Origin of the sequence: Microcoleus sp. Pol12B3 (assembly GCF_036701355.1) — a bacterium.
Taxonomy (GTDB): Bacteria; Cyanobacteriota; Cyanobacteriia; order Cyanobacteriales; family Microcoleaceae; genus Microcoleus.
The window spans coordinates 1-19,039 of the sequence record NZ_JAUBQS010000085.1 but is presented as its reverse complement, the minus strand read 5'-3'; the positions used below and the strand labels follow the sequence as shown (position 1 = coordinate 19,039).

The following is a 19,039-nucleotide window of genomic DNA, read 5'->3' as shown; positions in this document are numbered from 1 at the left end:
CATTGTTTATACGTCCTTTTTTTCACATTTTGGCACCAAATGCAAGGGCTAATTGAGAATGGTGCAAGATCTCAGTTGAAACCGACTAAAGAAACTCGATCGATAATAAATGTTGGTTTTAGTCCTATTTTAGAGGACTTTCGCTGTGAGCCGGGGGTTTTCAACCCCCGGCGAGCTGTGGCGCTCATCGGCGCAAGAACCAGGCGAATCAACGGGCCACTACGAACCGATAGGAAGGAGTACATTTGGTGTGAAACTTCCGTGCAAACCGTAGGGAATGTGCTGTTTTAAATGCAAGCGCGCTAGGGGCCCTTTGGTGATGTCGCGAGCATCTAAAATCACTAAGGTCGATCGATGATGAGCTGCATCATACATTAAAAGCAGCAGCCAGCCGTCATCCTCAGCAACAGCATCGGGACGGAGAACAAACACCGGTTCCCCCGCAAAACCGCGTGGTGCCGCACTCCAAATTTGCCTTTCACCAGTCACGAAATCCATTTTGAGGATAGCTTGCAAAGGAGCATTTCCCGTGGGAGCATCAGCAGCACCGATGTAAAGATATCGGTAAGGTTGTCCGACATTATTGGGATGCAAAGTTGGAAACTCGCAGCACCTAGTTTCAACAACTTGATGCTGAACGGTTTGGTCTTGCAAATTTAACTTAAACCGCCACAATTCGCCCGCTGGAACGCTGTCAAAATCAATCTCGCGAAAATCGCCGTCCGCCTCTACAGTGGGAAATGATTCGTAGCAAACTGAATCAACAAAAACTTCGTCTCCTTCTTCCCATGCGTTGCAGTGGTGGAAGACAAAACAAGGTTCCGTTTCTAATATCTTTACCTCGTCAGTGCCGTTGCGGGGAATTAAAATTGCTTGCGTTGGCTTGTTTGGCGAAAATTGAATGCACTGGGAGGCACTCCGCAATCCTAACACGAATGGTAGAGGATTAAATGAGACGGGATTTTGGAAGAATATACAGTAATTCGGGGTAATTACCATGTCGTGCAGGAAGGCAAAACCCGGTATTGCATGGGCGTGACGCTGCAAAAGTTTGCCGCTTTCGTCGAGTTCGTAAATCGTGATGGTACTCGACAAACCGGGCTTGACAGAAAAGTTTACTAATCTGTCTCCTTTGCCATTTTTCCCTTTTTCTATTCTGGGGTGGGCGGCGAAGGCTTCACCGGGTTGTAAAATGCCGTCTAGGGTGTCTAAGCCGAGTGTTTCTAAGGTGCGGGGGTCGAGTCTGTAGGGTGCTGCGGCTTCCCAAAGCGCTAGCAGTTTGTCGCCCCAATAAATGATGTTGGTGTTGGCAATGTTTTTGATTTTGACATCAAAGATGTTGGCTAGCCAGCCGCCCGGTTTCTGCGTGCCGAAAACGCCTCGGTGGAGAATTTTTCCGGCTTCTTGTTCGGCGAGATAGCCTTCTGTGCGGACGAATCGGTTGCGGAAATGGGCGCGGCCTTCGGATATTGCGATCGCACAAACCATCCCGTCACCGTCAAACGGGTGGTGGATGGGTTGGCCGTTGATATCCAATAATCCGGGCCCGTTGCGAAAGAATGTGCCTTGCAAGCCGGCTGGGATTTCGCCTTCTATGTCGTCAATCCAGTAGTCCGATTCGTTGGGTTGAGATTCGTAGCCGCGCTGCCAGTCTGTGCGATCGTATGATGAGTTTGGGGCGGCTGTTTGAGGTTTGGAAAGCTGTAAGTTTTGCATTAATGTTAGGGGAGCGAATTTTTTAACCGCAGAGAGAACAGAGGGCGCAGAGAGAAGGAAAATGGGAGACTTGGGAAACACAGTTAAATTCATCTGTGTATCCGTGTCAAAATCTGTGCGTGCCTGCCTTTATTTGCTGTCTGCGGTGCGACTTTGTGACCTTACTGTTGGTACTAAGTCGGGAAAGTATTCGGGCATAAAATGCTGTCCACCTGGTTTGGAACTGCCCATTTCTGGTTCTAATACGGGAAGAGACTTTTGATTGTTTGGATCGCCGCTTTCTGTACTATCGGCGGGCAACCAATTTAAGAACGGTAGTGGCAGAAGTGTGGACAGGTTTGTGATGACAATTAGCAGCCAGAGGTTATCGAAATTGCGATCGGTAATTCTTAGTAAGTGGGTCAAAAGTGCGCCACCTTCGTGAGACAAAAGTCCTGCTAAATTTGTGATTGACATCAGCAGCGCAAATAAAGTTGCTTCGACGCCTCTGGGACACAACCGGGCGGAGAGTACCAGCACCGGCATATAAGCAATTTGTCCGATTACTGTCAGAATCAGGCTGTCTCCGATGCTGAACCATTGATCGTCAATTCCTAAAGCTCGGTTGGCATGAGTTACTAATAATAAAGTAGTCATGCCCAAAGCAGCCGCAATGACCGTTGACCAGCCAAAAATTACTCGAAATGGAACTGTTTTGAGGAAGCGTTGAAACAGCCAGATGCCTGCGAGGGCGGCAATGCTGGTAACGAGGCGCACTCGTCCGAGAAATTCTGGTTGAAAGCCTAATTCGTTAGTGGTGAAAAAGAAGAAAGCCGAGTCTGAGCTTGGGGTGGCTTGCCAGAGGAAAAGAAAGGCTGTGGGCAACCAAATTGTTTTTTGGGTAACAGCTTGCTGCAGTTGTTTTAGTTGGTCTTTGACAGTTTCAAAGTCGGTTCTTTTGTTTGTTTTTTCTTCGGCAATTAACCAAGCTGTTGCTGATACAATTAGCGGGAAAGATGCGGTGATTAAAAATATTGTGTGGGTGCTGAAGTGTTGCAGCAGGGAACCGCTGAGGTAGGCGGTAATTAGTCCGCCGAGGGCTGAAGCGCCCCAAGACAAGGATTGCAGGGAACCGGCGTCTGTAACGGATTCTTTTCTGGCCCTTTCGACTACCAGGGAGTCGGCAATTACGTCGCTGACGGCGAGGGAGAGGGAACTCAGGGCGATCGCGCCTGTAGCTGCAAGCGGTGTGTGTACAATTGTTGCGAGGCTCACCCATGCTAAGGTTCCCAGCAGCCCGGAGAGGACGATGTAAGGGCGTCTGCGGTAGCCGAATATCGGCAAACCGTCCGACATGAAGCCGAAGACGGGTTTGATAATCCAAGGCAGGGCGACGACGCCCAGCATTGCCGAGACTTCTGCCGGACTCATGCCGAGTTCGTCTTTGAGAAAGAAGCTGACGGCTAAGCGGGCTAGTCCAAGAATGCCTTGGACGAAGTAAATCAGTAAGATGGCTATGAGTTCGGGGGTTGGCTCATTCCCAAAGAATACTTTTTCTTTTAAAGATTCTTTGAGTTTGCTGACGCCGGAGGGGGAAACGAGCATTTGAGCAATATTTCTTAATGAATCTCAATATTTATAACACATTCTTAATGAGTTGGGGGAACTGTCGGAGGTGGGAGGCGAGAGTGGCGGGGATCTGGTAAGTGCTATAAAATTGTATTTATCTTGAATTTAAGCGTGTTTTGTAATAATAAAAACCGAAAAACGAACCGCGAAGGCGCGTTAGGCGAAGCCGCGCGTAAACCCTAGGACGCCAAGCAAGAGAAAGAAGAAAAAACTCACAACTGCGGTCAGCTTTGTTATATGATTATTGATCCTAAAAATGTGCCGGAAATTACGGGTTCTAAGTACCCTCAGCAATTCCAATCTGCTGTTGCGGGGAGAGTTAAAAAACGCTTGGGCGATGCTGCCCGGTTGCAGAATTTTGGGGTGAATTTGGTGAGACTTGCGCCGGGAAGTTGTTCTGCTCTGAGGCATTGGCACACTCGTCAAGATGAGTTAATCTATGTTCTGGAAGGGGAAGTTACTCTGATTACAAATTCGGGAGAGCAAGTGCTGAAACCGGGTATGGCAGCGGGTTTTCGGGCGGGGGATGCAGATGGGCATCATTTAGTTAACCGCTCGAATGCAGATGTTGTTTATCTCGAAATTGGCGATCGAACTTTGGGAGATAGTGCCGAATATCCCGATGACGATCTAATTGCGAAAGCTAACGGGAATAGTTGGATTTTTACTCGCAAAAATGGCGAGGTTTATGAGAGTTGAAAATTTATGAGTCAAGTGAATCTTTGGACTTCAGCGGAACACGCTTTGTGGTATCTTGCTAAAGCTGATGGAATTCCTCACCGTACTGAAGGTGAAGCGGTTTTGTTGGAGGAAGTGCCGAAAAATGTTAAGCGAATTCTGGATGTGGGCACGGGAGACGGGCGGTTGCTGGGTCTGCTTAAGTGCGATCGACCAAATGTTGAATCTGTGGCGATCGACTTTTCGCCGACAATGCTGGAAAAAGCCAGAATTCGCTTTGCTGATGACAAAAATGTCACGGTAATCGAGCACAATTTTGATGAAGCGCTACCGGATTTGGGCAAATTTGGTGCGGTTGTTTCTAGTTTTGCGATTCATCATGTAGCAGACGATCGCAAACGTTCGCTTTACGCGGAGATTTTCGAGCTTTTGGAGCCCGGAGGCATTTTTTGTAATTTGGAGCACGTAGCGTCCGCAACTCCGGCTTTACACGAGAAATTTCGAGAGGCGATCGGTATTAGCAACGATCCAGATGATCCGTCTAATAAATTGCTGGATGTGGAAACGCAATTGCGCTGGTTTAGAGAAATTGGTTTTACAGATGCAGACTGTTATTGGAAGTGGCGGGAACTTGCTTTATTAGTTGGGGTGAAACCAGTCAGCCCTGTCAACGTGGTGAAGAATGCTCCCTAACGCTTGAAATTTCGTTGCAGTCGCAAGCTCCCTCGGATTTTTTTCAACAGCGCGAGACAATAAGTTTTGTTACCGATAGGATGACATAAAGCCGATCGATCGCACCTTGACGCGGCCTGGGTAAAACCAGTTTAATTGCTAAACAAAACAGTAGTAGATTGCAAAGCCTACGCACTTCCTCTGGGCAGCCCAACTGCGAAACTTAATAAAATTGGCAGCGTCATAGATTCTAATTTGCAATATCGCACTACGCGCAATGGAAATCGCGATTGCTTCGCCTAACCCCCGAGCTCCGGGCTAGAGCAACTACCATCACTTACCATCTATCAAAAAGAATGGCTACACTTGAAGGTACCCCCAACAACGATGTTTTAATTGGCTTTCCTGGAAGTAACTCGCTCTCGGGCAAACAAGGCGATGATAGTTTGTTTGGCGCAGAAGGGGACGATCAGATCTTTGGCAACCAAGGTAATGACTACATCTTGGGCAACCAAGCCAAGGATACCCTCTACGGCGGCAAAGATAGTGACAAGGTTCAAGGCGACGAAAATGAGGATTGGGTGTTTGGCGATAACGGTAATGATACCCTCGAAGGAGGGGAGGGAAACGATTTTGTGCGCGGCGGCAAAGAAAATGATTTGCTATCTGGAAATGAAGGCAATGATGTCCTATTTGGAGATAGCGGTGCCGATACCTTAAGCGGTGGCGATGGTGACGACCTTTTTGTTATCGGCAGAGTACAAAATAATTCTGTTAATACCGGCAGTTCTACTCTTGCCAATGCTGACTTGATTGCCGACTTTAGCGTGGGTACAGACTTAATAGGACTCGATGGAGGCTTGCAATTTCAAGACTTGAATATCTCTCAAGGAACAGGCGATTTTGCCAGAGATACAATCGTTCGAGATAACGTGACAGGCGAAGATATCGCTATTTTAAAAGGTATTAACAGCAGTAGTATCACAGCAGCCAATTTCACCACCTCACTCGCTCCAGTTACCTCAACATCAACCCCCAGTATCTTAGAATTCAGCACCTCTAGCTACAGGGCCGACGAGGGCAACAGTGGCAGTCCCAATCAAGTTGTCGCCACAGTTCAACGCACTGGCAGCAGCGAGGGGGCAGTCAGCGTTCAAGTGGAACTAGATACACCTTCCACCGCTACTGTTACCGAAGACTACATTAACAATCTGCCAGTTACTATCAACTTTGCCAGCGGCGAAAACTCCAAAACTCTATCAATTCCCATTGTGGGAGATACCTTTGTAGAACCAGACGAACAGATTAAAGTGAAATTGGTTAATCCTGTAGGTAGGGTAACTTTAGGAAGTCAGCAAACTGCTACCTTAACTATTATTAACGATGACATATCAATCCCCAGTATCTTAGCATTCAGCACCTCTAGCTACAGTGCTAACGAGGGCAACAGTGGCAGTCCCAATCAAGTTGTCGCCACAGTTCAACGCACTGGCAGCAGCGAGGGGGCAGTCAGCGTCCAAGTGGAACTAGATACACCTTCCACAGCTACTGTTACCGAAGACTACATTAACAATCTGCCAGTTACTATCAACTTTGCCAGCGGCGAATCCTCCAAAACAGTATCAATTCCCATTGTGGGAGATACGATTGTCGAACCAGATGAACAGATTAATTTGAAATTAGTTAATCCTGTAGGCAGGGGAATTTTAGGAAGTCAGCAAACTGCTACCTTCACTATTATTAACGATGACATTTTGCCAACGGTCAGCATCGCTGCTATAGATGAGGCAGCAGCAGAAACAGGCAACAATCCAGCCACTTTTCGCATCAGTCGCACTGGTGAGAGTCGCGGCAACTTAACAGTCAGCCTAGCAATAGACGGTACTAGCACCAATCCAACTAAACCTAGCGACTACACCTTCAGCGGTGGCGGCGCTTCTGTCAACAGTTCAAATGTCAGTGTCACCATCCCGGATGGACAAAATTTTGTAGATGTCAGCCTCACCGCTGTCGATGATATCCAAGCTGAGGCACAGGAGACACTGAAGCTGAAACTAGCAGATGGGAATTACCAAATTGATGCTAACCAAAACAATACTACTGTCGCGATCGCAGCCAATGATACCGTAGTTGTCAATAGCAATGACAGCCTGACAGACTACAGTCTGGCAGAAGGTTCGTTTCGACAAGCACTGCTGAATGCTAACGCTATAGCTGGGAATGATACTATTACTTTCAATCTGCCAGCCGGGCCGCAGACAATCAATCTCACAGGAGTATTGCCTGACATTAGCGGCGATGTCACTATTACTAATACCACGGGTTCTAGCAACCTGACAGTGCGGCGGGATACGGGCGGATTTTACCGGATTTTCAAGGTAAACAGTGGAGTCAGTGCGACTTTTGACGGATTCACGATCGCCGATGGTTTTACACTTGAGGACGGCGCCGGTATCTATAATGACGGTGGCACAGTCAATGTGATTAACGGCACTTTCTCCAACAACGTTGCCTTTTCCTCTTCAGCCACAGGCGGTGGCATCTCAAACAATAGCGGCACAGTAAATGTGACGAACGGCACTTTCTCAGGCAACAGGGCTAGCAATGGCGGTGGCATCTCTAACAAGGGCTCAGGCGCAGTCAAAATAGCCAACAGCACTTTCTCTGGCAACTATGGAGTGCGTATTACCCTAGGGTTCCCGGCATCAGTAAATGGTGCTGCCATCTCTAACCAAGGCGGTACTGTGGAGGTGACAAACAGCACTCTTTCTGGCAACGATGCCGGCGGTGGCAGTGGTGGCGGCATTTATAACGGTGAGGGTGGCACAGTCAAAGTGACGAACAGCACTCTTTCTGGTAACACAGTGGGTGGTTTTTTTGATGTAGGTTTGTTTGGTGGTGGCATTTATAACGATAACGGCACAGTAGAGGTGACAAACAGCACTCTCTCTGGAAACGAAACAACCAACGCAGGTAGCAGGGGTGCTGGCATCTATAACAAAGCTGGCACGGTAACGCTGACAAACAGCACTATCTCCGGCAACAAAGTAAACCCCTCCAACAAGGCGCCAGTATTTCCCTTGTTCTCTTCCCCTGCAAGTGGCGGTGGTATATGGAACGGCGGCACGGTGAATGTCAAAAATACTATCATCGCTCTCAACACTGCCGCCACTGACCCTGACGTTTCCGGCAGCTTCGCTAGCGGTGGCTACAACTTAATTGGCGACGGTACTGGCAGCACTGGTTTTACTGCAGTCGGCGATCTAGTTGGCACTGCTGCTGCACCTATTGACCCCCTACTAAACCCCCTGACAAATAACGGCGGCCCGACTCAGACTCTGGCACTGCAACCGGGTAGTCCCGCTATTAATGGTGGCGACCCAGCTTTTGTTTTAACGTCTGGACCTTTTATCGGTCCTCCCTTCTACGACCAGCGGGGTATCTCTCCTTTTAATCGCGTTAGCGGGGGAATTATTGACATCGGCGCTTTCGAGAGTCTCCTCTGATCCGTTAACGCCTGTAGGATGCGTGGCAATGCCGAGAGCTGTCAACTTAAGAGTGAGGGAATAACTCAGGCACAGAAAGCAACGCTGTGCGCTTTGGGGGCGATCGAGAATTAAGATTTAGTAGGGTGCGTGACTCTCAATCATCTCATATCATGTCCGATCGATTAACCATAATATCCCGGTCGGGGCGGGTTTTTGAGATGGGAGATTGTTGGCAGGTATTGTTGGTGAGGGGAGTCCCTACAAAAATCCCGGTCGCTCGACCGGAAATGATATCACTGGGAATTGAAGAACTCAAAGTCTATAGCAATCCTTGCAGGAGTCGTAAATTTTTTACCCCACCCCAACCCTCCCCGCGAGTTCGGGGAGGGAGTAAGAAATTCACAAATGATTTAGGATTGCTATAGGACTATGAATTAAATTAAATCCGGTACTTTAGGTTTGATTCGGCGCTCGTACCAGTTCATTAATGGGGTGGAAGTAATGCCGTGCAAAACCACAGAAATTATAATTGTTGAAAAGGTAATCCAGGCAATTCTTTCGGCGATTTCGCCTTCCAAACCCTTAGCGAAAGCATAGGTAAGGTAATATATAGAACCGACTCCACGAATGCCGAACCAACCGTAAAGCCAGCGGTTGGCGGGATGCAAAGGACTGCCGAGCGTACTGATCCAAGCTCCCAGAGGTCGGATTAAAAAAATCAACAATCCAGCTACTAAGAGCGAGTATTTTCCATATGCCAACATAGGTTCTAGCCGCAAAAGCGAACCTAATAGTAAAATAGTTGCTACTTCCATTAACTTTTCAATGCGCTCGGTAAAGTGCATTTGGGAAAGCGGTTTTTCTGGGTTGCGGTAACTCCGCTGCACGACAATTCCTGCTACAAAAACTGCGAGAAATCCGTAGCCGTTGACTACTTCTGTGAGGGAATAGGTGAGCAGAATTGTGCTGAGAGCAATGAAATCTTCCATTAATTGATCGGCCGGTCGATAGCGTTGGAGTTGGCGATCGATCCAGGTGACGGCTTTAGCTACTAAAATTCCCATAACGATACCTGCGGCGATCGCCCAAATCAAGTCAACTGCTACCCACTGCGAAAACCAGTTCGACCAGTTGTTATCTTTTAGCGAATAAATGCCGAAATAAACAAAGGGAAAAGCTAAAGCATCGTTCAAACCGCCTTCCGATGTTAAACCAAAGCGCAATTCATCGCGATCGTCTATATCAGCTAACTGAACTTCTGAGGCTAAAACTGGATCGGTGGGAGCGAGAATTGCTCCGAGTAAAATCGCCGGACCCCAATCTAATTTCACAAACCAATGACCGATCGCGGCCACTGCAAAAATAGAAATTGGCATTAAAAAACCGATCAGCCGTACTGTGGAATTCCAAGCCCAAAATTGCAGCGGACGATTCATTTTTAAGCCACAACTGAACAAAGAAACAATAACTACCAATTCTGTGAGTCTTTCTAAAAATTGAGCTTCGGGACGCAAGTCAATCAGCTTCACGCCGTAGGGTCCCAATCCGATACCGACAATTAGATAAATTAAGGCATAAGATAGAGGCAATCGCGAAATCCATCCGGAACCCAAGGTAACGGTAAGCAGGAGGATGCCAATAACTAGCAAGTTGAGAATGTAATCATCCACCATAGCGATCGCACTTTTAATCAGGTTGAACAAGTGCGATTCTGACAGATAAAACCTTCTGACGCATCCACCGCCCGCTAGATTCAGCTATCCTCCGAAAGTTGCAGTTGTTATACCAAATTTTTTATACTTTTAGGCTGTGGCAGCGGGCTTGGTCTTTGGGGCCCGTAAAGTCCGTGACTTACAATCGCCCGGAATTGTTTACTGCATTCATCTGACTAATAACTAATGACTACTGACTGAAGACTAATGACTAATTAGAAAGACCACTTTTTTCGGTAGCGATGATGTGCAAATCTACGTGTTTGAGCGATCGCACTAACTGTTGAGTCAAAGAACCCCGCAGCAACAACTTCCAGCGGGATTGCTGGCTTTCGCCGATCACAATTTGAGTAATGCGGTACTGTTTAGCTACCTCCGAAATCGCTTTGGCTATATTAGTGCCGTTTACCCGCAAAAATTGCCCCTTAAATTCTTGACAGAGTTTCTCACAAGTTTCAACGTGCAAGCTTTCTGCTTTTGTTAAAAATCGGTCTGGATCGTTGACAAACACAGCATAAAATGGGGCATTCATATAACTAGCAATCCTCGCGCCCCGCCGCAGCAGTTGCAAGGAATTCGGATAAGTCGAGATGCACACTAAAACTCGTTCGTGAATGTTGCAAGATTGGCCTTTTAAAGTTGCTGCATCGTCTTCCACATTGTCTGCGACTTCTCGCAGGGCGAGTTCTCGCAAAGCAATTAAATGACGGCGCTGGAAAAAATTTTCTAAAGATTGTTCAATTTTTTCTGGAGCATAAATTTTACCTTCTAGCAACCTCTCTTCTAAAGTTTCCGGCGTGACATCGACAACGACTATTTCGTCAGCATCTTCGAGGACGCGATCGGGCACTCGCTCTCGGACTACAACTCCGGTAATTCGAGCTACTAAATCGTTGAGACTTTCTATGTGCTGAATGTTGAGGGTGGAGAAAACATCAATCCCCGCTTTGAGAATTTCTTCGACATCTTGATATCTTTTTTCTCGCAGAGAACCCGGAATATTTGTATGAGCTAGTTCGTCTATTAATGCTAATTGAGGACGGCGTTCTATCACAGCATCCGTATCCATTTCGGTGAGCATTTTTTCGCCGCGCAGCATTGGTTTTTTTGGCACTATTTCTAGTCCCTCGCCTTTAGCTGCTGTCTCTTTTCGCCCGTGAGTTTCTAACAGTCCAATTACCACATCAATGCCTTCAGATTTGAGCCTGTGCCCTTCTTCCAGCATTCGGAAAGTTTTGCCGACACCGGGGGCCATGCCGATAAATATTTTGTGCTTTCCCCGGCGGGGGGTGCGATCGTAAGTGCGGTTTGGTTGGGCGTAAACCGCGTCTGGATTGTTGGTAATTTCGCTAGAGTGAATCATAGCTAAGTAGTGGGTAGTTAGTCAATCTCCAGTCATCAGTCAGTTTATGACCGATGACTGCCGACTGTTGTAAACTATTGTAAACCGTCGAGAGCCAAATTCAGTTTGAGGACGTTAACTCCCGGTTCGCCGAAAATTCCGAGAAATCTGCCATCTGTATTTTTGGCTACCAACATTTCTACTTGATTGAGATTGAGCGATCGCACTGTTGCTATCCGCTGAATTTGCGATCGAGCTGCCTCTATGCTAATGTGCGGATCGAGGCTAGAACCAGAGGTGTAGACTAAATCAGCAGTTGGTTTGATACCAGCTTTGTTGAGGCGATCTAATTCAACTTGCACCCCCTGAAAACCATCTTTTTCATTGCCTCGCTTCAGCAACTCCGAGTTACTGGGGGCAAGGTTGCTAGCTCCCGAAACCCCTGTTCTTTGACTAAAATTTTCTCCCTTCGTCGGATCGTAATTTTCTGTCGCAAAGCTGCTGTAATTTGTGGTGCTAGGACGACCCCAAAAATATCTTTCTGAGGAGAAAGGTTGGCCAATTAACGACGAACCGACTATAATTCCTTGCTTGGTAATTAAGCTACCGTTTGCCTGGGAGTTGAAGGCAATTTGACCGATTACTAGCAAGATTAAAGGGTAAATAATGGCTGTAATTCCCCACAAAACCACGGTAAGGCGAATGGCTTTAATTATTTCTCTCATAAATTACCTGGCTCGGTTATTTGCTAAGGGTGAATTATTGACTAAAATCTTTCCGGCTGAAAAATGACTACAAACAAGTAAATAGAAAGGGCGATAATCACCAAACCCAAGAGACTTAAACCCCACACAGCTTTTCGGGTCAAATCTTCACCCGCCGCCGCGTAAACAGCGGGGGCAATTATCGCATTGAAACACATTACTAGAAATAGCTGCACCGGGATTGGGTGGCGCTGCCAAAGCATTTGCGATAACTCAATAATTTCTTGGAAATGTCTGGGAAAAATATCATTCAGCAAATCATTCCGTTTCATAAATTCTCCTTGTTTGGGGAATAAATATCTGTCTTTGTATTGGATAATTATGTTAGGAAAATCGAGGCAGAGCCTCTGGATATGCGTTCCCCGGCAGAGCCGGGCAACGAGATTAATCCGTGTATCCGTGTCAAAATTCGTGTTGTGCTTTACCAATCTATGCTAGCCCAACGGAGGCAATCAAAATATCAATAACTTTGATAGCAATAAACGGCGCGACTGCTCCTCCCAACCCGTAGATTAAAATGTTCCGCTGCAACAGTTGATTTGCAGTCAGCGGTCGAAATTTTACCCCGGTTAATGCTAAGGGAATTAAAGCGGGAATAATCAAAGCATTGTAAACTAATGCCGACAAAACCGCCGATTGACCGCTGGCTAAACCCATGACGTTTAATGCGCCTACGGGGGCAAACATGGCGGGAATAATTGCAAAATATTTTGCGATATCGTTGGCTAGGGAAAATGTGGTCAGCGCGCCGCGAGTAATCAGCAATTGTTTGCCAATTGTCACTAAGTCAATTAGTTTGGTAGGGTCAGAATCTAAGTCCACCATGTTTGCAGCTTCTTTCGCGGCTTGGGTTCCCGAATTCATCGCGAGTCCTACGTTTGCCTGGGCTAGTGCGGGTGCGTCGTTGGTTCCGTCTCCTGTCATTGCTACTAATTTGCCCTCGGCTTGTTGCTTGCGAATTACTTCGATTTTGTCTTCGGGAGTTGCTTCGGCAATGAAGTCGTCAACGCCTGCTTCGTCGGCAATTACTGATGCTGTAATTCGGTTATCTCCGGTGAGCATTATTGTGCGGATGCCCATTTTTCGCAGTTGGTCAAACCGATCGCGAATTCCCGGTTTGATAACATCTTTTAAATAGATAATGCCGTAGGTGTCGCTGCCTTGACAAACAGCTAAGGGCGTGCCTCCCAAGCGCGAAACTCGCTCGTAAGCTGCATCGAGATCCGGTTCCCCATTGCCGCCGCGCGATCGCACAAAACCCTTCACCGCGTCCACCGCACCCTTGCGAACCTCGGTCCCGTCGGGCAAATCCGTGCCAGACATCCGCGTTTTTGCTGAAAAATCAAGCCCCGTGGCGTTGGTGCGATCGAAATCCACCTGTGCGCCCAAATTGTGAGCCAAACGGACGATCGACTTTCCCTCTGGAGTATCGTCAAACAGGCTAGCAGCAAGGGCTACATTCGCAACCTCCTCCAGCGAGTGACCGTTTACCGGAATGAACTCCTCGGCTAAACGGTTCCCCAGCGTGATCGTCCCCGTTTTGTCCAAAATCAGCGTATTCACGTCGCCGCAAGCCTCCACGGCGCGTCCAGAGGTCGCTATCACGTTAAACTGAGCGACGCGATCCATGCCCGCAATGCCGATCGCGCTCAGCAAACCTCCAATGGTTGTTGGAATCAGCGCCACCAGCAGCGAAATCAGCGTCACCACGCCCACAGGGGTTTTCACGTAATTTCCCACGGGCGGAATCGTCGAAACCACAATCAAAAACACCAGCGTCAGCACCGCCAGCAGCACCGTCAGCGCGATCTCGTTCGGCGTTTTCGACCTTTCTGCCCCCTCCACCAGCGCGATCATCCTGTCCAAAAACCCCTTACCCGGATCGGCCATCACCCGCAGCGTCAGTTCGTCGGAAAGGATGCGCGTCCCACCGGTGACGGAACTGGCGATGTCCGAACCCGGTTCCTTGAGCACCGGTGCGGATTCGCCAGTGATCGCAGATTCATCCACCGACGCGACACCTGCAATCACTTCCCCGTCGGCGGGAATGACATCGCCTGCGATCACTTTAATTTGGTCGCCGCGCCTCAGGGATGTCGAACTAACTTCTTGAATTGAACCGTCTGGTAGAAGTTTGCGGGCTGTTGTGTCGGCTTTGGTCGATCGCAGGGCATCTGCTTGCGCTTTCCCGCGCCCTTCTGCTATCGCTTCGGCAAAATTAGCAAATACCAAAGTAAAGAATAAAATAAACGTGACTAAACCATTGAAAACTCTCTGATTTTCGCCTGCAACCGGGCCAAAAAAAGTCGGGTCGATCGTTAATAATGCAGTCACAATTGTGCCAACCCACACCACAAACATCACCGGATTTTTCAGCATCACCTGCGGGTTTAGCTTGACAAAAGCTTGTTTAAAAGCTCTTTGATAAAGGCCTTTTGTATTTGCTTTCGGCGTGTGCTTGCGAGACTCGCGAGATCCTCTAGCAGGTTTTTTTGGGGAATCAGGGGTATTGGAAGAAGCCATATCGATTGGGGATTTTTAATGAACCACAGAGAACACAGAGAAATAGAAGAGTGAGGTTGATAATTTTTTGCTACAGAGGTGGATGAGTTGGTGTTGTTAAAGGTGTTGTGGGTGCAGTTATCGATGCAGGTTCAAACTTGCCGCTGCTAATTTCATATCCTTCGGCAATTGGCCCTAAAGCCAAAACTGGGAAAAATGTCAGGGCGCCCAGAATTATGATTACTCCTGCGGTGACGCTGGTGAACAAAACTGAATCGGTTCTGAGAGTACCCGTTGTTTCGGGAACAAGTTGTTTGTTCGTCATGCTGTCAGCTAAAAGCAGCATGGCAATAATTGGAACGTAGCGCCCCAACAGCAGGCTAAAACAGGTGCTTAAATTCCACCAAAGTGCTGTTGGCGCGGGTTGAGAGTCAGCCAATCCTTCAAAACCAGAACCGTTGTTAGCCGCCGCAGAAGCGTATTCGTACATCACCTGGGAAATGCCGTGAAATCTCGGGTTGCTGATGCCGGTCAAACTGTCGGTAAAGGCGAGGGTAATTGCACCGGGGATTAAAACTGCGATCGGGTGAATTAATAAAACAACGCTGGCTAAAACAATTTCCCGTTTTTCTATTTTGCGTCCCAAAAATTCCGGCGTTCTCCCCACCATCAATCCCGTGAGAAATACGCTCAAAATTGAGTAAATAAATAAGTAAGCCGTTCCCGTTCCCTGTCCGCCCCAAACGATTTGCAGAAACAAATTAAACAGAGTAGCAAAACCAGCGGGAGGCATTAAAGAATCGTGCATCCCGTTGACAGCACCGCACATTGTCCCAGTCGTAGTTACCGCCCACAGGGCAGTCTCTGCCCAGCCAAATCTAACTTCTTTGCCTTCTAAATTTGGTTGTTGCGCGCCCAGTAAATTATTAATTAGAGGGTTGCCGCCGTACTCGCCAAACGCTGCAATGCCAATCAAGACCACGTAGATGGCAAACACCATCCAAAAAATCAGCCATCCCTGCTTTTTGTTGTTGGCAAATCTGCCGTAGGTGTGAATCATAGCTGCTGGTATAGAAACCATTGCTAGTGTTTCCAGCAGGTTGGTAAAAGGGCTGGGATTTTCAAAGGGATGAGCCGAGTTAATGGCAAAAAATCCGCCGCCATTTTCTCCGAGTTGTTTGATGCTTTCAAAGTGAGCTACTGGGCCGCGACCTATTACTTGCGTGCCGCCTTCTAAGGTACGGGCAACTGCCGGCCCGGCGATGGTTTCTGGCACTCCTGAAATTAGCAAAAACAAGCCTATTATCAAAGAAAGGGGCAGCAGAATGCGGGTGATTGATTGAATTAAATCAATGTAAAAGTTGCCCAGGGGGCGGCCGGTTAATCCCCGGATAAAGGCAATCGCTACTGCTAAACCCGTGGCGGCTGAGGTAAACATTAAAAAACCCAGAGTTAACTGGGATAGATAACTGAATGTTGTCTCGCCGGAGTAATGCTGTTGGTCGGTATTTGTCAGGAATGAAATAGTTGTGTGCAGCGCAGTATCCCAGGTTGGGGCACTTAAGCTGGTGGGATTTAAAGGCAGCACTCCCTGAAGCATGAAAATTAAATAAACAAATATGCCCATTGCTGCATTGCTGTAGAGTAAGGATCGGGCATATTGCCAACCTGTCATGGAATCTACAGACCGGATGTTGCTGGCTTTATAGATAATTTCTTCGAGGGGTTTAATAGCGGGGTCGAGAATGGTTTTTTCTCCCATGTACACCCGCGCCATGTAGTTGCCGAAGACTGGCGCGATTGCTATTAAAATGATTAGGGTTAAGGCGATTTGAAATAATCCTTGCAGCATAAATGAGTTAATTTTTATCCTTGGATAAAGGGGTTTTGCCGATCGCCAAATCGGTTAGGTGGGAGGTTCCAAAAACCGGGCGAGCTTTTTTTGCAGGTCACTTTCCGTTTGGGGGCGATCGCCGAATTCAATGCTGCTAAGATGCAATCTCCCCAGTTAGAGGGATTAACGCCACCAGCGGGTTTTCGCTGGCGATAATTCCTCATTTTTCTTTTGCTAATTCCGTGCTTTGACGGCGATCGAGCAATTGTATAGCATTTAAGAGCGCGCCACAATAACTCTTGTTAATTTGGATGAAACTGAACTCGCTTTGATTATACAAAGTTGAGCTGTCACTTCTGTTAGCCAAAAAATGCCCTCTACTTTTACGGATCACTATACTCACTGGTAGAAATTTGGATAATCAGCTTTCAGGTATAAATTTATGTGAATAACTTATGCTTTCCGCTCTATATTTGCCACAATAGATAAACATTTACATCGGTTAAATATCTATACTTTGAGATATAGATATTATCTAAACGCGATGAGGATGCGCCATAATAGGTAAAAAATTGTCAATAAAAGCAGTCATTTTAAGGCAGAAAATAGAAGGTGCTGGAATCTAAACCTAGAAGCTAAAAGGTAAAAATGGAAGGAGAAAAAACAGGGAATATAAAATATAAAATGGATTGATTGACAATGTTGAAAAGTTTATTCATTATCCAAAAAAACCTGGGAATTCAAGAGAAGTATTTGCGGGGAAGGTGGTCGATCGCAATTTTATTTGCGATCGTTGTAGTGCTGGAATTTACTACGCCGTCGGAGTATCTGTTTGGGTATTTGTACACAGGGCCGATTTTATTGGCAAATTCGCGCTTGAGTCGGTTGGGTAAGTTGCAAATTACGCTGGTATCGGCAGCTTTGACGCTGTTAAATTTGTTTGTTCCTCCTGGAGGAGCGATCGCCCTAGCCACTGTCGCAAATAGATCGATCGCAGTCATGGCTTTAGGGGTGACGGGATATTTGAGCGATCGCAACCAGCAGTACCAAGAGACGATCGCGATCGCTAAAGCTGAGTTGCAGTCGCAGCAGCAGCTAGCAAGCATCCGAGAAGATTTTGTCTCTACTTTGAGTCACGACTTAAAAACGCCGATGCTGGGGGCAATCGAAACAATTAAAGCTTTTCAGTCAGCAAAATTTGGGGATGTCACCGCCAGTCAGCAAAAAGTTCTCGAAACAATGGCGCGATCGCACAAAATGTCTCTACAATTAGTAGAAACGCTGCTGGATGTTTACCGCAATGATGCCGAAGGTTTAAAACTGCAACTTGCGCCCGTAAATTTAGTAGCTTTGGCAGAAGAAGTAATTGCCACCCTCATAGATTTATCGGCAGCGCGCCGAGTTTACATTAATATGACTTACGGAGAGTCTGATTTCCGTCGCTCTTTGTGGGTAAATGGCGATGCGGTGCAACTCCAGCGCGTTTTTGCTAATTTGCTAACAAACGGCATTAACCATTCTCCTCGCGGTGGAAAAGTAGAAATTGTTATGGAATCTTATGCGAGTTATCAGGTGGTGAAAGTTATCGATAGCGGGTTGGGAATTACCGCCGATGAACTGCCCCACTTGTTCGAGCGTTTTTATCAAGGACACAGCGATAGGCAAGCCAAAGGATCGGGATTAGGATTATACTTATCCCGCCAAATTATTGACGCCCACGGCGGTATAATTTGGGCAGAAAATAAATTGCCACACGGTGCTTTATTTGGATTCCGACTCCCTGCTATCCCACAGAAATGAAACCAGCTTATCCGTTGCGAATTCTCCTGGTTGAAGACGACGAACTGTTTCGGTTGGGGCTGCAAACCAGGTTGCAGCAAGAAAGTTGCTTGCAAGTAATTGCCGAGGCAGAAGATGGCGAAACGGCAGTAGAATTGACTCAGGAACACTTGCCAGATGTGGTAGTTCTCGATGTCGGTTTGCCGGGAATTGGGGGTATTGAAGCGTGCCGCCAAATTAAACAGCGACATCCAGCAATTCCCGTTTTAATATTAACTTCTCATTCGCAAAAATCCTTAATTGAAAGATTGATTGGTGCGGGTGCTCAGGGATATTGCCTCAAAGGAATTGCGGCGGAAACTTTGGTTTTGGCAATTCGATCGGTAGCGGCGGGTGCTTCGTGGTGGGATAAGGCGGCAACTGCGGAAATTCGGGCGGTTTTTGCTAATCCTGAACCTGTGAAAGCTGGGTCAAAATCAGAAGTTTTGGAAAATCCGCTGACGAAGCGAGAACAGGAAATCTTAGCTTTAGTTGCGGGCGGCAAAAGCAATCAGGAAATTGCACAAATATTGTACATTGCTCCGGGGACTGTGCGGGTTCACGTCCACGCGATTTTGCAAAAGTTAGAAGTGCGCGATCGCACTCAAGCTGCTGTACTCGCAATTCAGAAAGGATTGGTAGCACAAGAACTGTTAGCGAGCGAACCTTAAAAAGGCAATTTGTGTACTGGAATAGTCGGTTTTTGAAATGAATTAGTTGCTAAACGCGCCTCTACAAGATGAATCTGTTGCAGCTTCACTGAAAATTAATATCAGTCTTGATTGTTAATTTTATTGGTCTCCTGACTATACGATAGTACTATTGTCGGGTAGTCCTGCATAGCAAGGAAAATGTGTTATAATTTTATTTTTTTAACCTACCTTAAATTTTAGCTTATGAACTGT

The 19,039-nt window shown here is 47.1% G+C and carries 13 protein-coding genes; 5 read left to right on the top strand and 8 right to left on the bottom strand.

The window, feature by feature from the left end:
• Positions 1-219 precede the first annotated feature (219 nt).
• Entirely contained in the window at positions 220-1,716 is a 1,497-nt protein-coding gene (locus QUA53_RS26360; RefSeq protein ID WP_333100670.1) for a carotenoid oxygenase family protein, read from the bottom strand.
• Between the two features lie 129 nt (positions 1,717-1,845).
• On the bottom strand, positions 1,846-3,300 hold the full coding sequence (locus QUA53_RS26355) for a folate/biopterin family MFS transporter (protein WP_333100669.1): 1,455 nt from the start codon (positions 3,298-3,300) through the stop codon (positions 1,846-1,848).
• 261 nt (positions 3,301-3,561) lie between these two features.
• Between QUA53_RS26355 and QUA53_RS26350 the strand changes: the two genes are divergently transcribed.
• The 3 genes from QUA53_RS26350 to QUA53_RS26340 all read left to right on the top strand — a co-directional run bounded on the left by QUA53_RS26350 (position 3,562) and on the right by QUA53_RS26340 (position 8,180).
• A complete protein-coding gene (locus QUA53_RS26350) occupies positions 3,562-4,023 on the top strand; it encodes a cupin domain-containing protein (protein ID WP_333100668.1) in 462 nt (153 codons plus the stop codon).
• A 6-nt stretch (positions 4,024-4,029) separates the two neighbouring features.
• Positions 4,030-4,695 carry a class I SAM-dependent methyltransferase gene (locus tag QUA53_RS26345; protein ID WP_333100667.1) on the top strand — a complete coding sequence of 222 codons (666 nt, stop codon included), beginning with the start codon at positions 4,030-4,032 and terminating at the stop codon, positions 4,693-4,695.
• 335 nt (positions 4,696-5,030) lie between these two features.
• Positions 5,031-8,180: a Calx-beta domain-containing protein gene (locus QUA53_RS26340; protein WP_333100665.1), complete on the top strand. Its 3,150-nt coding sequence runs from the start codon at positions 5,031-5,033 to the stop codon at positions 8,178-8,180.
• A gap of 416 nt (positions 8,181-8,596) precedes the next feature.
• On the opposite strand, the gene QUA53_RS26335 is transcribed toward QUA53_RS26340, so the two are convergent.
• The 6 genes from QUA53_RS26335 to kdpA all read right to left on the bottom strand — a co-directional run bounded on the left by QUA53_RS26335 (position 8,597) and on the right by kdpA (position 16,334).
• The gene (locus QUA53_RS26335) at positions 8,597-9,865 is read right to left on the bottom strand and encodes a sodium:proton antiporter (protein WP_333100664.1); all 1,269 of its coding nucleotides are present in this window, start codon (positions 9,863-9,865) and stop codon (positions 8,597-8,599) included.
• Positions 9,866-10,085: 220 nt separating this feature from the next.
• Positions 10,086-11,237 carry a universal stress protein gene (locus tag QUA53_RS26330; RefSeq protein ID WP_333100663.1) on the bottom strand — a complete coding sequence of 384 codons (1,152 nt, stop codon included), beginning with the start codon at positions 11,235-11,237 and terminating at the stop codon, positions 10,086-10,088.
• Positions 11,238-11,311: 74 nt separating this feature from the next.
• On the bottom strand, positions 11,312-11,941 hold the full coding sequence (gene kdpC / locus QUA53_RS26325; protein ID WP_333100662.1) for a K(+)-transporting ATPase subunit C: 630 nt from the start codon (positions 11,939-11,941) through the stop codon (positions 11,312-11,314).
• A 41-nt stretch (positions 11,942-11,982) separates the two neighbouring features.
• Positions 11,983-12,252: a K(+)-transporting ATPase subunit F gene (gene kdpF / locus QUA53_RS26320; protein ID WP_333100660.1), complete on the bottom strand. Its 270-nt coding sequence runs from the start codon at positions 12,250-12,252 to the stop codon at positions 11,983-11,985.
• 157 nt (positions 12,253-12,409) lie between these two features.
• Positions 12,410-14,503, bottom strand: coding sequence for a potassium-transporting ATPase subunit KdpB (gene kdpB / locus QUA53_RS26315; protein ID WP_333100658.1), 2,094 nt, complete (start codon positions 14,501-14,503; stop codon positions 12,410-12,412).
• 70 nt (positions 14,504-14,573) lie between these two features.
• Positions 14,574-16,334: a potassium-transporting ATPase subunit KdpA gene (gene kdpA / locus QUA53_RS26310; RefSeq protein ID WP_333100656.1), complete on the bottom strand. Its 1,761-nt coding sequence runs from the start codon at positions 16,332-16,334 to the stop codon at positions 14,574-14,576.
• Between the two features lie 681 nt (positions 16,335-17,015).
• Between kdpA and QUA53_RS26305 the strand changes: the two genes are divergently transcribed.
• Together QUA53_RS26305 and QUA53_RS26300 are read left to right on the top strand one after the other, a co-directional pair.
• Positions 17,016-18,116 carry a HAMP domain-containing sensor histidine kinase gene (locus QUA53_RS26305; RefSeq protein ID WP_333100654.1) on the top strand — a complete coding sequence of 367 codons (1,101 nt, stop codon included), beginning with the start codon at positions 17,016-17,018 and terminating at the stop codon, positions 18,114-18,116.
• The gene (locus QUA53_RS26300) at positions 18,113-18,805 is read left to right on the top strand and encodes a response regulator transcription factor (protein ID WP_333100653.1); all 693 of its coding nucleotides are present in this window, start codon (positions 18,113-18,115) and stop codon (positions 18,803-18,805) included. Before QUA53_RS26305 ends, QUA53_RS26300 begins: the two co-directional genes overlap by 4 nt.
• Positions 18,806-19,039 lie beyond the last annotated feature (234 nt).

Coding starts and splice junctions, on each gene's coding strand:
- QUA53_RS26360 (WP_333100670.1), bottom strand. CDS start 1,716: ATGCAAAACTTACAGCTTTCCAAACCTCAAACAGCCGCCCCAAACTCA.
- QUA53_RS26355 (WP_333100669.1), bottom strand. CDS start 3,300: ATGCTCGTTTCCCCCTCCGGCGTCAGCAAACTCAAAGAATCTTTAAAA.
- QUA53_RS26350 (WP_333100668.1), top strand. CDS start 3,562: ATGATTATTGATCCTAAAAATGTGCCGGAAATTACGGGTTCTAAGTAC.
- QUA53_RS26345 (WP_333100667.1), top strand. CDS start 4,030: ATGAGTCAAGTGAATCTTTGGACTTCAGCGGAACACGCTTTGTGGTAT.
- QUA53_RS26340 (WP_333100665.1), top strand. CDS start 5,031: ATGGCTACACTTGAAGGTACCCCCAACAACGATGTTTTAATTGGCTTT.
- QUA53_RS26330 (WP_333100663.1), bottom strand. CDS start 11,237: ATGATTCACTCTAGCGAAATTACCAACAATCCAGACGCGGTTTACGCC.
- kdpC (WP_333100662.1), bottom strand. CDS start 11,941: ATGAGAGAAATAATTAAAGCCATTCGCCTTACCGTGGTTTTGTGGGGA.
- kdpF (WP_333100660.1), bottom strand. CDS start 12,252: ATGAAACGGAATGATTTGCTGAATGATATTTTTCCCAGACATTTCCAA.
- kdpB (WP_333100658.1), bottom strand. CDS start 14,503: ATGGCTTCTTCCAATACCCCTGATTCCCCAAAAAAACCTGCTAGAGGA.
- kdpA (WP_333100656.1), bottom strand. CDS start 16,334: ATGCTGCAAGGATTATTTCAAATCGCCTTAACCCTAATCATTTTAATA.
- QUA53_RS26305 (WP_333100654.1), top strand. CDS start 17,016: ATGTTGAAAAGTTTATTCATTATCCAAAAAAACCTGGGAATTCAAGAG.
- QUA53_RS26300 (WP_333100653.1), top strand. CDS start 18,113: ATGAAACCAGCTTATCCGTTGCGAATTCTCCTGGTTGAAGACGACGAA.